This is a genomic window from Nocardia cerradoensis NBRC 101014 (genome assembly GCF_000308535.1).
GTDB classification, from domain to species: Bacteria; Actinomycetota; Actinomycetes; order Mycobacteriales; family Mycobacteriaceae; genus Nocardia; species Nocardia cerradoensis.
Map to the genome: position 1 here is coordinate 24,065 of NZ_BAFW01000002.1, position 14,424 is coordinate 38,488.

Consider the following 14,424-nt stretch of genomic DNA (forward strand, 5'->3'; position numbering starts at 1 on the left):
CGGGCGGCTAACTTACGAAGCCGATCTTGGTGTAGTCGTAGGAGGCCAGGCCCGGAGCGCCGTAGTTGGCGACGGTGGTGCGCACGCCGTAGTTGCCGGGGTCCTGGGTGAGCGGCAGCGAGAAACCCTCTTCGAAAACCTTGCGGTCCACCTGATTCGCCAGGTCGATCGCCTTCTTCGGGTCCAACTCGTTGAGAGTCTGCTCGATCAGCGCATTCAGTTCGTCGGAACCGATGCGGCCGAAATTGCTCTGCTCGTCGTCGGGGTGGTACGCGTAGATCTGCGGAATGCTGCCGAACGGGAATGCGTCACCCGAGAACTGGAACTGGGCGATGTCGAAATCACCGGGGATCATCGCATCGCTGAAGAATCCCTGGCGTTGCCGGGTGGCGATGATCAGCTTCACGCCGACCTTCGCGAGATCACCCTGGACGATCTGCGCGACCCGGACCCAGGTGGGGTCGTTGTACATCACATCGCGAATCTCGAGGCGGCGGCCGTCCTTGACCCGCACATCGCCCTGCTGTTTCCAGCCCAATGCATCGAGCTCGCGCGCGGCGGCCGCGGGATCGAAGGGCAGGCTGTTGTCCTGATAGCCCTCTTGGCCCTGGACGAAAATGTGATTGTTCAACGGCTTCGGGTTCGACACCAGGCCGTTTTCGATCGCATTCGCGATGCCCTGCCGGTCGACGGCCTTCGAAACAGCCACGCGCAGCGCGGGATCGGCCAGTATCGAACCGGGCGAGCCGTTGAAGGTGATGTGCCGCCACAGATTTCCCGGGGCGTGGCGTACGACCAGTTCGGCACTGCTGCGCACGGTCGCCAGATCCTCGATGGAGTTCAGGCGCGCGGCGTCGAGTTCGTTGTTCTGCAGAGCCGCCGCATATGCGGCCTGATCCATCACACTGAAGGTGATGGTGTCCAGTTTCGGAGTGTCACCCCACCATTTGGGATTGCGGCTCAGCACGATTCGGCCCTGCGTGCGGTCGGTGGAGCGGATCACGAACGGCCCGGAGGTCAGCGTGATGCCCTCGGCGAGCGCGCGATTGAACGTATCCGGATCGGCGGTGACCGACTTCGGATACAGCATCGCGTTTCCGGCGAACTGACCGCGCCAATCCGCGTAATGCTGCTTGAAGGTGAGCACGGCCTGCCGGTCGTCGATCCCGCGTTCCACCTTCTCGACCCGATCGAACCCGTTGTTGATCGCGATCAGATAGCGTTTGTCCACACTCGACAGCGCATGGGCTTCGGAGGCGATGTCCTCCCAGGTGATCGGTGATCCGTCACTCCACACCGCCTTGGGGTTGATGGTGTAGGTGACCTGCTGCGGATCGGTGCCGGTGAGCTGGATGTCGGTGAAATAGTCTTTGTTGATCGTCAATTGGCCGGTCGCGTCGATCAGGTATGACCGCGGCATCAACGGCCACACCACCTCGCCGGTCTCCAACTCGTTGCCGTCGATGGACAGGGTGTTCCAATTGGCCGGATATCCGCTGATCGCCAACCGTAGGTTGCCGCCTTCGCGCACCGCGTCGCGCGGCTGCGGATTGATGTCGTTGGCGGATCCGAGTGCGGCGGGACCGTTCGTGGTGTCCACGGATGCGCAGGCGGCGAGCGCGACAGCCAGCCCAGCCGCCACCACGACGGCGGTCATACGTAGTGCCCGCGAACGTATCCTCACGACGAACTCCTAGCGTGCGACGACCGGAAGGGGCACCGCGTCGATCAGCGCGCGGGTGTACTCGTGCTGCGGCGCCGCGAAGATCTGCTCGGCCGGCCCGGATTCGACGATCTTGCCGCGATACATGACCGCGATATCGTGCGCGAGATTGCGGACCACCGAAAGGTCGTGGGAGACGAACAGATACGACAGACCGCGTTCGGCCTGCAGATCCCGCAGGAGGTTCAGCACTCCGGCCTGAATGGACACGTCGAGCGAGGACACCGGCTCGTCGAGCACCAGCATGTCCGGATCCAGCGCCATCGCCCGCGCGATATTGATGCGCTGCTTCTGCCCACCGGAGAAATCGGCCGGATAGCGGTCGGCGTGTTCGGCGCGCAGTCCGACCTGCTTCAGCAATTCCGGTACCCGCTTGCGGATCTCGTCGCGGGACCGGCCGTCGACCCGCAACGGTTCGGCCAGGGCGTCGAAGATCGGCAGGCGCGGATCCAGCGAGGAGGACGGATCCTGGAAGACGATCTGCAACCTGCGGCGGATATCGCGTTTGCGCTGCTTGCTCAGCGTCGCGACATCTGCCCCGAAGACCTCGATCGTGCCCGCCTCGGGTTGGGCGAGGTCCATGATCTGGCTCAGCGTCGTCGATTTCCCGGATCCGGATTCGCCGACGAGTGCGAGCGTGCGTCCCTTACGCACCGCGAAATCGATACCGTCGACCGCGCGCACCTCACCGGTGCGCCGTTTGAAGACGACACCGGAGGTGACCGGGAAGGTCTTGGTCAGACCCGAAACCCGCAGCACCACATCGGAATCGACGGGTTCCGCCGCGGCCACGCTGTCGGTGTCGTGGCGGTAGGCGGCGAACAGTTCCGCGGTCCCCACTTCGGCGGTGCGGATGCAGGCGGCCCGGTGCGCGGGCGCGGTTTCCTGCAGCGGCGGCTCCGCGGCCAGGCAGTCGTCGATCGAGACCGGGCAGCGCGGCGCGAAGGGACAGCCCGGCGGCAGCGCGTGCATGGGCGGGGGAGCGCCGACGATCGGGATGAGCGGCGCGCGGGCCGGACCGTCCATCCGCGGGATGGAACCGAGCAGGCCGACGGTGTAGGGCATCCGCGGTGAGTTGAACAGCTCTGCGGCCGGGGCGTTCTCGACGATTCGCCCCGCGTACATCACGGCCACGCGGTCGGCCAGTGTGGCCGCGATCCCCATGTCGTGGGTGATCATGATGACGCCGGCGCCGGTGATGTCGCGGGCCTTGCGCAGCAGGTCGAGGATCTGCGCCTGCACCGTCACATCCAGGGCGGTGGTCGGTTCGTCGCAGATGATCAGTTCCGGATCGTTGGCGATCGCCATCGCGATCACCACGCGCTGGCGCATACCGCCGGAGAATTCGTGCGGAAAAGCCTTGGCACGCACCGCCGGTTCGGGGATGCCGACCAGATCGAGCAGTTCCACCGCCCGGTCCGCGGCCTGCGACTTGCTCATCTTCTTGTGCGCGACCAGCGCTTCGGCGATCTGATCGCCGACCCGGTAGACCGGGGTGAGCGCCGAGAGCGGGTCCTGGAAGACCATGCTGACCCGCGTGCCCCGCAGCGCCGAGAGCTGTTTGTCGCCCATGCCGAGTAATTCCCTGCCGCGCAGGCGAATCGAGCCGCGAATGCGGGCCTGATCGGGCAGCAACCCCATCACGGCCAGCGAGGACACCGATTTACCGGAACCCGACTCGCCGACGATGGCCAGCACCTCACCGTCGGCGACGGTGTAGTTGACGCCGCGCACGGCGTCGATGCGGCCCTCCTCGCCGGGGAAGGACACATGCAGGTCCGACACTTCCAGCAGGGGCGCGGTCGTAGCGCGGCGCGAGTCCGCGCGGTCGGCGGATTCGGTGGTGCGATCGGTCATGCCGCTTCAATCCTCTTGTCCGACTGCTCATCCGGACCGGCACCGGAGGTCCGCGCCGACTTTCCGCGCGGCGCCTTGTCCCGCTTGCCGGCCTTGCGGCCCGCCCGCGCCCTCTTGGAACTCGGGTCGAAGGCATCCCGCAGGCCGTCGCCGACGAGGTTGGCGCACAGCACGATCGCGATCAGGAAACCACCCGGGAACAGGAACAACCACGGGAAGGTCAGCGCCGACTTGGTGCCGAAGGCGATCAGCGAGCCCAGTGACACGTCCGGCGGTTGCACGCCGAATCCGAGGAAGCTCAAACCGGTTTCGGACATGATCGCCGCGCCGACCGCGAGGGTGGTGTCGATGATCAGGATGGACGCGATATTCGGCACGATATGGGTCACGATCACCGAACGCGTCGACGCGCCCATGTACCGTGCCGCTCGGACGAATTCGCGTTCCCGCAGGCTCATCGTCAATCCGCGCACGATGCGGGCGCTGATCATCCAGCTGAATCCGGCCAGCAGCACGATCAGCAACAGGATCGAACTGCTGCCCTTGGTGCGCGGCGCGAAGATCGCGATGATGATGAAACTGGGCACCACCAGCAGCAGATCGACCAGCCACATGATCGCCCGGTCGGTCCAGCCACCGAGCAGACCCGCGATCGACCCCGCGGTGACCGCGATCAGCGAGGTCAGCACCGCCACGCAGATGCCGATGATCAGCGATTTCTGCAACCCGTGCAGGGTCTGGGCCAGCATGTCCTGGCCGATCTCGTTGGTGCCGAACAAATGTTGCGGCGAGGGTGGCTGCAACAGCGCGTACGGGTCGCGCTCCTGATAGTCGTAGGACAGCAACGGTGGTATCGCGAAGGCGCCGATCAGCATGATGATCAGCACGGCCGCACCGACCAGGGCCGGCTTGTTGCGGAGGAACCTGCGCCACACCAGCTTTCGGCGCCCGGCCGCCGCGGGCTCCGGCGCACCCTGCGCGATGATCTCGGTTTCGGTCACAGTCCAGCCCCGATCATCCGACCCGCACCCGCGGATCCAGAATCGCATACACGATGTCGGACAGCAGGCCCGATACCAGCACCACGAATCCCGCGAACACCGTGACGGTCACCACGATGTAGATGTCCTGCGCATTGATCGCGTCGACCAGCCATTCACCGACGCCGTGCCATCCGAAGATCTTCTCGGTGAAGGTGGCGCCGGTGATCAGCGCGCCGAGACTGTAGGCGAACAGGGTCGCCATCGGAATCAGCGCGGTGCGCAGACCGTGTTTGTAGAGTGCGCGGCGCCGGGTGAGTCCCTTCGCCCGCGCGGTGCGGATGAAATCGCTCTGCAGCACATCCAGCATGGCGTTGCGCTGATAGCGGCTGTAACCGGCCATCGCGCCCAGGGCGAGGCCGAGGGTCGGGACGATCATGTGCTGTAACCGGTCGACGAACTGATTCCACACCCCGTGCACGGCATTGGCCGACGTTTCGCCGGTATACAGGAATATCTGCTGACCGGTGGCCGAATTGATTTCCAGCGCACCGTATTTCAGTAGCGTGGCCAACAGGAATACGGGCGTGCTGAGCACCAGCAGGGAAATAATCGTCGTGAAGTAATCGGTGAAGCGATATTGCCGGATCGCCCCGGCCGCGCCGATCAGCACACCGAGGACCGTTCCGACGACCGAGCCCACGATCAGCAACCGCAGACTGACCCCGATCCGGCGCGGCAGTTCCTGACTGACCGGCTGCCCCGTCAGCGTCGTGCCGAAGTCGCCGTGCACCACGCCGCCGACCCAGGTGAGGTAGCGCTGCGGGATGGGCTGGTCGAGATGCAGTTCGTGGGCTTTGGCATCGATCACCGACTGCGGCGGTCGCGGATTGCGCTGTTCGAGGCTGTCCAGCGGGCGAAATGTCAGCGACGCCAGACTGAAGGCCAGGAACGACGCCAGCGCCAGCAGCACGACATAGTTGAGCGCACGTCGTAGCAGAAAGCCGGTCATCGGTCCCCTCGGGTCGGTTACTAGCCCCTGATCATAGGGAATGGTCTCGAGTCCACCGGTGACATCGTGCACCACTTCCGGCCCGCTCGCAGGCGGGGCGCGGGCAAACGATTACAGCCGGGCCGCAATTTCGGGCAGGATGGAATAGGTGACGCGTCTGCCGAAGCCGAAGATGGTGGCCACCGATGTCGATGGCACGCTGCTCGACGAATGGGAACGGGTGACGCCGCGCACCCGTACCGCAGTGGCCGCGCTGATCGCCGACGGCGTGCCGTTCGTGCTGGCCACGGGCCGTCCGCCGCGTTGGATCGATCCGGTGATCGAGGGGCTCGGCTTTCCTCCGCTGTGCGTCTGCGGCAACGGCGCGGTGATCTACGACAGTGCCGCCGACCGCATCCTGCACACCAGCACGCTGGATGTGGAGAGTCTGGCGTGGATCGCCGACCTCGCCGAGCGGGTGCTGCCCGGCTGCGGACTGGCCGCCGAGCGCGTCGGTTCCAGCGCGCACGATGCCGCGACGCCGCAATTCGTCAGCTCCCCCGAGTACGAACACGCCTGGCTGAATCCCGACGACACCCAGGTGTCGCGGCAGGAGGTCATCTCGGCGCCGGCGATCAAGATGCTGATCCGGCTGCGCGGGACGCCCAGCGCGCAGATGCAGTCGGCCCTGGAACCCCACCTGGCCGGACGCGCCGACATCACCTATTCCACCAACAACGGGCTCATCGAACTGTCCGCGCCCGGTATCACCAAGGCCGCCGGCTTGAGCGTGGTCGCCGAGCGGCTCGGGGTCGACCCGGCGGCGATCCTCGCCTTCGGCGATATGCCCAACGATGTGCCGATGCTCCGCATGGCCGGCCACGGCGTGGCGATGGGCAACGCCCACCCCGAAGCCCAGGCCGCCGCCGACGAGATCACCGCCTCCAATGCGGAGGACGGCGTGGCGCGAGTGCTCGAGCGCTGGTGGGAGAGCTAGGGGGCGTCCGTCGGTTGGCTTGGTCCTGAACTGATCGTGCAAACCTCGCCGTTTCGAGCAGGTTTCGCGCATTCGGATGGAGGTTTGCACGAAAAATTCGGGGTGCTGCGACCTCTCGGCACCACCCCTCAGCCCGCAGGCGCCTCCGGCGCCGCCGCAGCGGACTCGGGTGTTGCTCCGTGCAGCGCCCCCTCTTGTGTGGGTACGGCCGGGTTCGGCGCTTCGGGTGCGGGGGCCGCCGGTGCTTGCGCATCCGGTGCGGGGGGTGCTTGCGGATCTGAAGGTCCCGCGTCCGGAACCGCCTGCGGGGCCGGGGCGTCCGCGGCGGGCAGTGCCTGCGGAATCGGCTCGCCGGCCGGGCCCGGTTGTGCCCCACCGTGTTTCAGCAGGGTGGTGACCACACCGGTGGCGGTGTCGAGGATCAACGAGCCGAGCCGGAAATCGGCCCGCCGGCCGCCGGGAACCGGATACGGGTTGCGCAGCGGCGTTCCGAGCGCTCCGGATTCGGCGCCGAGCTGGACGAAGCGGTCGAGGATCTGGCCGGCCAGTTCGACGATCGATCCGTCGGGCGCCGCGTAGACGTACCCGTTGACGAATGTGGCGGACTGGCCGCCGTCCCCGGTCGGGGTCGGTTCGGAGGATGCGGCACCGAGGCGTCCGTCCGGACCGCCCTGTCCCGCCCAGTAGGTGGCGATGGCGTTCTTGTCGACCATGCTCAGCAGGTGCGTGGTCAGATTCGCCAGAGCCGCCAGATCCGCGTGCGCCCGTTGGTCTTTCGGAGCCTGATCTTTCGGAGCCTGGTCTTTCGGGGCCGCGGGTGCGGTGCCGGCGGCGACCCCCGCGGCGATCTCGCGGATCCGGTCCATGCGCGCGTAGGCGGCGTCGCCGGGACAGGTGGTGTTGCCGACGTCGCGATGTGCGAACACGATCGGCAGGTCCACCGCCGCACCCTCGGCGTACGGGGTGTAGTCGGTGCCCTCGGAGTACATGGTGGTGTGGCCCTCGGGGTCCAGTCCCGCGATCTTGGCCCGCCAGCCGACGAACTGCCCGGTGGCCTGGAGTTGGGCGTCGCTGGGCGGTTGGGTCTCGAAATCGCCCATCATCGCCACGCCCGCGGTGTTCTCGTTGAAACCACCGGCGTGCGCGCCCTCGACCGGGCGGTCCAGGCCGCCGTAGCGGCCCTCGAAGATCTGGCCGTACTTGTCGACCAGCGCGTTGTAGCCGATATCGCACCAGCCCAGCGTCTTGGCGTGATACGCGTAGATCGCGCGGACGATGCCGGCGGATTCGGCCTTGCTGTAGTCGTTGCGACCGGCGGTGTGGTGCACGGTGATTCCGCCCAGCCCGTCGTCGTAGGTGGGTTCCTCGCAGCGCAGCGATTCGTCGGCGCCCCACTGCGCGCGGCTGATCACCTTCGGCCCGCCGCCCGGCAGCGGTGCGGCGACCGACGTCAGATTGTCGTCGATCGCGCCGCGGCCGGGATCGATCAGCACCGCGGACAGTTGCGACGCGGCCTGCTGCGCCCGATCGTCGGAGCGTCCGGCGTCCGGCGCGATCGCCCTGTGGGTGGTGAGTATCTGAACAGCCTTGGTCTCGCCGACATAGATCGGTTCGGTACCGGTCCGGGCCGGGGCGGCCGCGTGATCGCTGCGACCGGTGTCGACCCGATCGGTCGGGAACCACGGGCCCCAGGTGCCGTCGGCCTGCTGGGCGCGAATCAGGGAGGTGGTGTCGGCCAGTTCCTTCGCGGTCAGCGCGACCATGCTGAAGGGCGTGTCCCGGGTCAGTTCCTTGACTTCCGCACCGACCTGATCGGCCATATCCGGTGGTACGGCACCGGGGGACAGGGCGGGAGCGGCCGGGTCGGTGCCCGGAATCTGTGCGGGGTCGAGCGGGGCGGCGATGAAGCCGGGGCCGGCGTGTGCGGGGGTCGCGGCCGGGGCGGGAGCCTGCGGGGTGACCGGTCCGGCGTACGGCGTCGGACTCGGTGTGGTGGTCGTTCGATCACCGAATTGGGGTAGCGGAATCTCGCTGGGTAGCTGCACGCCCGGTGGGGCGGGTAGGCCGGGCGGCACGGGAATCGACTTCGGCAGCGGGAGCTTCCGCAGGTCGGACAGCCGCAGATCGGGCAGGTTCAGCCCGGTGAGTTCGCGCAGCGGCAACACGATGTCGGGGGCGGACGCCAAGGCCACCTCGGCGAGTTGCGCGGGTATCGCGGCGAGATCGCTATCACCTGCTGGGCGATAGCCGGAAGAGTCGTGCAGTGTCAGCGTCGCGAGTGGGGCGGCAACCGCGAGAGTCGCGACCACGGGCAGGACGACGGAACGTTTCGGGCGGCGGTACGGCACGAGCATCTCCCATTCAGGTAGAACCGGTGACCGTCAGCGTGGAACTGGGTGGCGCGCGGGGTTGATTCCTGACGGATCGATGGTCACACTAGTCCCAAATGCCACATATCTAAACCTTTGGTTGAGGATTAGGCATAGGATAGCTCGAATGTAACTTTCCAGTAGCTACGCACAGTCGGGACATGCCGAGCGAGCGGTGCGTTCGATCGACCACCCGGCTCGCCGAACCCGTTGGGAGGCACGATGGCTCACCGTCGCCCGAGTGCGCGCCGCGACGCCCGACGGCCGCTGTCCGCACACCACAGGAGGGTTCGATGACCCGGACCGAAGCCGCCCCCACCGGCGCCGCGCCGCCGCCGGATCGCTCGGACAGCGCACCGGTGGACGGGGTGGTCGCCGGATTCCGGAGCCGGCTCCGGCGTCGGCACGGTGAACTGCTGCGTCGTCGGCACATCCGGCGCGCAGCGCTGCTCGGATTGCTCGTGGTCCCGGTGACCGGCGGGATCGTCGTCGCCTTCGCGGTGCCGATGTTCGGTTCCGGCACTCGCAACGCCGCCTATCAGGCGGCCGCGGGTCCCGGACACGGGCGCGGGATGAGCCAGGTCGGCGCGTTCGACCAGGCCACCGCGGGCGCGACGGCCGACGGCATCCTGGCGCACTACTATCCGGGCGCCCAGCTCGGGACGATCGAGCCGACCACGGTGCGGGTACGGCTCACCGTCTACGACAACGAAACGCTCGACGTGTACTCCGATTCCGGGCTGACCGTCGCCGGCCGGCGGGTGGTGGCGGGACAGGCCGCGCACCTGACCCCGACGCCCGACGGCGGCGCGAACGTCGTGGTGACCATCGGTTGTGACGGTGATGTGCTGTGGCAGGGTTCCACCGACGACCCGTGGGCCTACCCTGCCGACGCCGGTCCCGACCGGCCCGAGGCCGAACATCTGAAGGTGTGCGACGGATCGAGTTTCCGTGGGGCACTGGGGGTTACGCAGGACGGCGGTCACCCGGCGACGGTGAACCAGCTCGACGTCGAGGACTATCTGCTCGGTGTGGTCCCGGCCGAGATGGAGGCCGACTGGGCCGACAAGGGTGGTGCGGAAGCGTTGCGGGCACAGGCGATCGCGGCCCGCTCGTACGCTCTGGCCGAACACCGCTACCCGTATGCCCAGACCTGCGACACCACCGACTGCCAGATGTATCCCGGCACCGACAAGGAGGATCCGCGCACGGCCGACGCGGTCCACGCCACCGCGGGCCAGGTCCTCCTGCGCGACGGCCACATCCTGCGCACGGAGTATTCGGCGGCGCCCGGCGGCGGGCAGCCGATCGACATCGCCACCCTCGAGGTCGGGCCGACGCCCGCCGAGCTGGAGGCCGCGCCGGCCGTGCCCGAAGCTCCGGCCGCACCCGCGCCGGCGGTACCCGAGCAAGCGGTTCGCGGTAATTCCGCCATCGATGTTAAGTATGCCGAAAGCGGCGGCGCGGCAGGGCCTTTGGGCGATCCGATGGGCCCGGAGTCGTTGCTGCCCGGCAAGGTCGGAACCTTCCGGCTGTACCAGGGTGGCGTCATCATCGCGACCCCGACCCTCGGCGCCCAGATCGTCGATTACGCCCGCCTGCTGCAGATCGCGCCGCAGGTGAGCCAGAGCGCGGGGGAGAACGCCGGAGCGCAGGCCGCGGCTCCCGGCGGGACGCACTCTCCGGGAACGGCGGCGACTCCCACCCCGCCACCGGCTCCTACCGGGCTGGAGGCGCGGACCGGCCCGGCGGACCCGGCCGGCACTCCGGCTGCCGCGACCGGCTCACCCGCCGACCCGCCCGCCGCGGGGATCGCGGCGCCCGACCACACGGCAACCGCACCGGCCGCCGCGGCTTCCCGACCCGAATAAGGGGGGACCGCTTCGCTCGCCGGACCGGCACAGCCGGGTGTGCCGTCGTCCCCGGCCGGAGCCGGGCGCGACGTGGGCCCACCCTCGCTCAACCCAGCGAGGTGTCGTCCAGTGATTCGGAGAGCCGGCGGAGCAGGTCGGCGAGTTGGTCCAGTTCGGTCCGGCTCATCCTCGACAGCAGGCGGATCTCGTTGTCGACGTGCAGTGGCATGACCTCGTCGATCACCTCACGGCCGTGGTCGGTCAGCTGGACGCGGATGGTCCGCCGGTCCTTCGCGTCGGGAACACGGCGGACCAGATCCTTGGCGGCCATGCGGTCGATGCGATTGGTGATCGCGCCCGAGGTCACCATGGTGGCTTTGATCAAGTCTCCGGCCGTGAGGCCGTCGGGCCCACCGGAGCGGCGCAGCGTGGACAGCACGTCGAATTCCCAGTATTCGAGTCCGTAGCGGGCGAAGAACTCCTTCATCTCACGCTCGAGCCGGCGGCCCATGCGCTTCAACCGGCCGATGACGTGGGTCGGCCAGACATCGAGGTCGGGGCGGACGCGACCCCAGTCCGCGACGATCCGGTCCACGGCGTCGCTCACGGCGCTCTCCTCCCATGCGAAACAGAATATCTCAACGTTCAGATACTTGACATCAAGACACTCTCTGGTGTCCGATTATCTCAACGTTGAGATTATCAATGAGGAGATACCGTCATGACACGTACCGCCGCCGCCCGCGGTTCGACTGCCGCGATCCTCGCGATCACCGGTCTGGCGCCGCTGGTGTGGGGGACGACGTACGCCGTCACCTCCGAATTCCTGCCGCCGGAGCGGCCGATGTTCACCGCGCTGATGCGCGCCCTCCCGGCCGGATTGGTGCTGCTGGGCGCCACCCGGGTGCTGCCGCGCGGCCGCTGGATCGGCCGTGCCGCCCTGCTCGGCGTGCTCAACATCGGCGCCTTCTTCCCGCTGCTGTTCCTCGCCGCGTACCGGCTGCCCGGCGGCGTGGCGGCCGTATTGGGTTCGGCCGCACCGCTGTTCGCGCTCGGCTTCGCGGCGGTGCTGTTGCGGGTGCGGCCGAGCGGTCGCAAGCTGCTCGCCGGAGCGATCGGCATGCTCGGGGTGGCGCTGGTGGTGCTGCGGGCGAATGCCTCCCTGGACACGATCGGTGTGCTGGCCGGGCTGGCGGGTGCGGCATCGATGGCCGCGGGAACCGTGCTGACCGGGCATTGGGGACGGCCCGAAGGTGTCGGCCCGCTGGCGTTCACCAGCTGGCAACTGACCGCCGGCGGCGTGGTGCTGCTGCCGTTGGCGCTGATCGCCGAGGGTGCGCCCCCCGCGCTGGACGCCTCGGCGATCGGCGGATACCTCTATCTCGGGGTGCTCGGCACCGCGGCCGCCTATGCCCTCTGGTTCCGCGGTCTGGCTCGGGTGCCGGCAACGTCCGTCGCCTTCCTCGGCCTGCTCAGTCCGCTCTCCGCGGCGGTGATCGGCTGGCTCGCGCTCGGCCAGTCGCTGACTCCGCTGCAGGTGCTGGGCATGGCGATCGCCCTGGGCGGCACGGTGCTGGGACAGGTGGGCGATCGGGCGCAGCCGCCGTCCGAGCACTCGGAGCCGCTCTCGCCGTCGGTCACCGACGCACCCGAACTCGCCGCCCCACGGCAACTTTCATCGATCGAGGAGTGAAAAACCATGCATATCACCGTTTTCGGCGCGGCGGGAATCGCGGGCAGCCGCATCGTGCGCGAGGCGCTGTCGCGCGGCCACGAGGTCACCGCCGTCGGACGCGGCGAGCGTTCGGACGATCTGCCCGCCGCGGCGAGCTTCCGCACCGCCGACGCCACCGATCCGGCCCAGGTGAAGGATGTCACCGCCGGTAGCGACGCGGTCATCAGCGCGACTCGGCCGCGACCCGGGCGCGAATACGAATTGGCGGACGTGGCCGCGGCACTGCTGGCGGGATTGCGCGGCACCGGAATCCGCCTGCTGGTCGTCGGCGGCGCGGGCGATCTGCTCGTGCCCGGCGCCGGCACGACCGTCATGCAACAGCCGGACTTCCCGCCGGACTGGCGTCCGATCGCCCTGGCCTGCCACGCGCAACGAGAGGTGTTCCACAGCGCGACAACCGATGTCGACTGGACCTATCTCAGCCCGCCCGCCCTGCTCGAGCCCGGTGAACGCCGCGGAACCTACCGCGTCGGCGCCGACGAACTGATCACCGACAGCACGGGCACCTCGCACATCTCGATGGAAGACCTCGCCGTCGCCCTCCTCGACGAGGCCGAACAGCAGCGCCACACCCGCACCCGCTTCACCGTCGGGTACTGAATCCCGGACCGAACACGTTCTCGGACATGGGTTCACCTCGTACCGACGGCGCCGGCAGGCGGTAGAGTGCCTGCCCGAGAGAAGGGGGAGCCGATGAGCTATCCGTACGGGCCCGGCTACGGGGGGAACGGCTATCCGCCGGCGGGCTACCCGCCCGGGTATCCGCCCGCGGGATATCCGGCGCCGGGTTATGCGCCCTACGGTTATCAGGAGCCGCGCCCGAGCGGGGGTGCGGCGATCACCGCGGGAGTCTTCGCACTCCTGCTGGCGCTGCTGGCCGCGTTCGGGATCATCGGATTGCTCAGCGCGGCCAGTAGTGTGAGCCACTCCTACGGCTCCTACCGTTCGCACAACAGCGGTTCGGCCGACATCTTCTACATCATGGCCGCGGTCGACGGCGTGATCGCGCTGCTGTGGGCCGTCGGCGGAATCATGCTGATGAACCACAAGAACGCCGGGCGGGTGATGCTGGTCGCACTGTCTTCGCTCGGACTGCTCGGTGGTCTCGCGGGGATCGTGATGTCGCTGGCCAACGGCGTGCCCGCGGCGTCGATCGGCGGAATCGTCGGACTGCTGTTCGCGGTGCTGATGTTGAGCCTGACGCTGTCCGGTTCGGCGAAGCGGTGGTGCGGCGTGGGCATGTCCGCCTATCCGCCCGTCGCGTACTACGGCCAGCCTCCGTATCCGTACTGAGAAGGCGGACGTGGCGTATCCGTATATGCAGCCCGCCTACGCCCCGCCGGCACCGAAGCCGGGCGGCGGAACGGCGATCACCGCGGGGGTATCGGCGCTGTTGCAGGGCATCGCGTTGACCGTGTTCTCCGTCCTCGGGGCGATCGCGACCCGCCAGGATCGCCGGAGCGGAGACGGCTCGACGGAGGATCTCGTCGCCTTGATCATCTTCGGCTCGCGGTCCTCGCTGTTTCTCGTCGGCGCGATACTTCTGCTGTGCCGGCGAAAGTCCGGACGATTCATCGTCGTCGCTGTGACCTCACTGGTGCTGCTGGTAGTCCCCGTTTTCCCGGTCGTCGCCGCGATCGGGGGCGGCGTCGAGAAGTCCGATGTGGTGGGGTTCGCTGTGATGCTCGCGCTCCTCTTCGCGGTCGAGCTCCCCACGCTCGTGTGCGCCGCGATGAGCTCGACCGGACGGTGGATCGCCGCCCGAACTGTGAAAACTCACGTTCCACCGGCCCCTGTATACCCCTATTACTGAATACCCCCCTGTTACCGAGTGACCGGACGACCGCGCCGGTGTCGTCTCCGCAGACACCCGGTCGCGTTCGCCGCATGCCTCCCGGCCGAGTCCACCGGGGGGCTCG

Annotated in this window: 12 protein-coding genes; 6 read left to right on the forward strand and 6 right to left on the reverse strand. The window is 68.1% G+C overall.

Features of this window, described 5'->3' with window-relative positions:
- Positions 1–7: 7 nt before the first annotated feature.
- Genes ON23_RS00385 through ON23_RS00400 form a run of 4 tightly spaced genes read right to left on the reverse strand, consistent with a single transcriptional unit; the run spans position 8 to position 5,572 of the window.
- Positions 8–1,684, reverse strand: coding sequence for an ABC transporter family substrate-binding protein (locus tag ON23_RS00385; protein ID WP_039775161.1), 1,677 nt, complete (start codon positions 1,682–1,684; stop codon positions 8–10).
- 9 nt (positions 1,685–1,693) lie between these two features.
- The gene (locus tag ON23_RS00390; RefSeq protein ID WP_083903585.1) at positions 1,694–3,580 is read right to left on the reverse strand and encodes an ABC transporter ATP-binding protein; all 1,887 of its coding nucleotides are present in this window, start codon (positions 3,578–3,580) and stop codon (positions 1,694–1,696) included.
- On the reverse strand, positions 3,577–4,581 hold the full coding sequence (locus ON23_RS00395) for an ABC transporter permease (RefSeq protein ID WP_051041754.1): 1,005 nt from the start codon (positions 4,579–4,581) through the stop codon (positions 3,577–3,579). The genes ON23_RS00390 and ON23_RS00395 overlap by 4 nt, the downstream gene beginning before the upstream one ends.
- 13 nt (positions 4,582–4,594) lie before the next feature.
- Positions 4,595–5,572: an ABC transporter permease gene (locus ON23_RS00400; RefSeq protein ID WP_036497008.1), complete on the reverse strand. Its 978-nt coding sequence runs from the start codon at positions 5,570–5,572 to the stop codon at positions 4,595–4,597.
- Between the two features lie 172 nt (positions 5,573–5,744).
- Between ON23_RS00400 and ON23_RS00405 the strand changes: the two genes are divergently transcribed.
- The gene (locus ON23_RS00405) at positions 5,745–6,548 is read left to right on the forward strand and encodes a Cof-type HAD-IIB family hydrolase (RefSeq protein ID WP_051041755.1); all 804 of its coding nucleotides are present in this window, start codon (positions 5,745–5,747) and stop codon (positions 6,546–6,548) included.
- Positions 6,549–6,676: 128 nt separating this feature from the next.
- Here ON23_RS00405 and ON23_RS00410 read toward each other — a convergent pair whose 3' ends face one another.
- Positions 6,677–8,902 carry an N-acetylmuramoyl-L-alanine amidase gene (locus ON23_RS00410; RefSeq protein ID WP_051041741.1) on the reverse strand — a complete coding sequence of 742 codons (2,226 nt, stop codon included), beginning with the start codon at positions 8,900–8,902 and terminating at the stop codon, positions 6,677–6,679.
- 308 nt (positions 8,903–9,210) lie between these two features.
- Here ON23_RS00410 and ON23_RS00415 point away from each other — a divergent pair, with 308 nt between their 5' ends.
- Positions 9,211–10,788 (forward strand): SpoIID/LytB domain-containing protein, encoded by a 1,578-nt coding sequence (locus ON23_RS00415; protein ID WP_051041742.1) that lies wholly within the window; start codon positions 9,211–9,213, stop codon positions 10,786–10,788.
- An 88-nt stretch (positions 10,789–10,876) separates the two neighbouring features.
- On the opposite strand, the gene ON23_RS00420 is transcribed toward ON23_RS00415, so the two are convergent.
- Entirely contained in the window at positions 10,877–11,377 is a 501-nt protein-coding gene (locus ON23_RS00420) for a MarR family winged helix-turn-helix transcriptional regulator (RefSeq protein WP_039775170.1), read from the reverse strand.
- Positions 11,378–11,491: 114 nt separating this feature from the next.
- On the opposite strand from ON23_RS00420, the gene ON23_RS00425 reads away from it, so the two are divergent.
- The 4 genes from ON23_RS00425 (at position 11,492) to ON23_RS35660 (ending at position 14,318) form a co-directional block, all read left to right on the forward strand.
- Positions 11,492–12,463: an EamA family transporter gene (locus tag ON23_RS00425; RefSeq protein ID WP_083903586.1), complete on the forward strand. Its 972-nt coding sequence runs from the start codon at positions 11,492–11,494 to the stop codon at positions 12,461–12,463.
- 6 nt (positions 12,464–12,469) lie between these two features.
- A complete protein-coding gene (locus ON23_RS00430) occupies positions 12,470–13,105 on the forward strand; it encodes an NAD(P)-dependent oxidoreductase (RefSeq protein ID WP_039775172.1) in 636 nt (211 codons plus the stop codon).
- A gap of 93 nt (positions 13,106–13,198) precedes the next feature.
- On the forward strand, positions 13,199–13,798 hold the full coding sequence (locus ON23_RS00435) for a hypothetical protein (RefSeq protein WP_051041743.1): 600 nt from the start codon (positions 13,199–13,201) through the stop codon (positions 13,796–13,798).
- Positions 13,799–13,808: 10 nt separating this feature from the next.
- Positions 13,809–14,318 (forward strand): hypothetical protein, encoded by a 510-nt coding sequence (locus tag ON23_RS35660; RefSeq protein WP_051041744.1) that lies wholly within the window; start codon positions 13,809–13,811, stop codon positions 14,316–14,318.
- Positions 14,319–14,424 lie beyond the last annotated feature (106 nt).

Excerpts from the sequence above, each read along its gene's own strand:
- ON23_RS00400 (WP_036497008.1), bottom strand. The coding sequence starts at position 5,572 with ATGACCGGCTTTCTGCTACGACGTGCGCTCAACTATGTCGTGCTGCTG.
- ON23_RS00430 (WP_039775172.1), top strand. The coding sequence starts at position 12,470 with ATGCATATCACCGTTTTCGGCGCGGCGGGAATCGCGGGCAGCCGCATC.
- ON23_RS00410 (WP_051041741.1), bottom strand. The coding sequence starts at position 8,902 with ATGCTCGTGCCGTACCGCCGCCCGAAACGTTCCGTCGTCCTGCCCGTG.
- ON23_RS00405 (WP_051041755.1), top strand. The coding sequence starts at position 5,745 with ATGGTGGCCACCGATGTCGATGGCACGCTGCTCGACGAATGGGAACGG.
- ON23_RS00390 (WP_083903585.1), bottom strand. The coding sequence starts at position 3,580 with ATGACCGATCGCACCACCGAATCCGCCGACCGCGCGGACTCGCGCCGC.
- ON23_RS00425 (WP_083903586.1), top strand. The coding sequence starts at position 11,492 with ATGACACGTACCGCCGCCGCCCGCGGTTCGACTGCCGCGATCCTCGCG.
- ON23_RS00435 (WP_051041743.1), top strand. The coding sequence starts at position 13,199 with ATGAGCTATCCGTACGGGCCCGGCTACGGGGGGAACGGCTATCCGCCG.
- ON23_RS00415 (WP_051041742.1), top strand. The coding sequence starts at position 9,211 with ATGACCCGGACCGAAGCCGCCCCCACCGGCGCCGCGCCGCCGCCGGAT.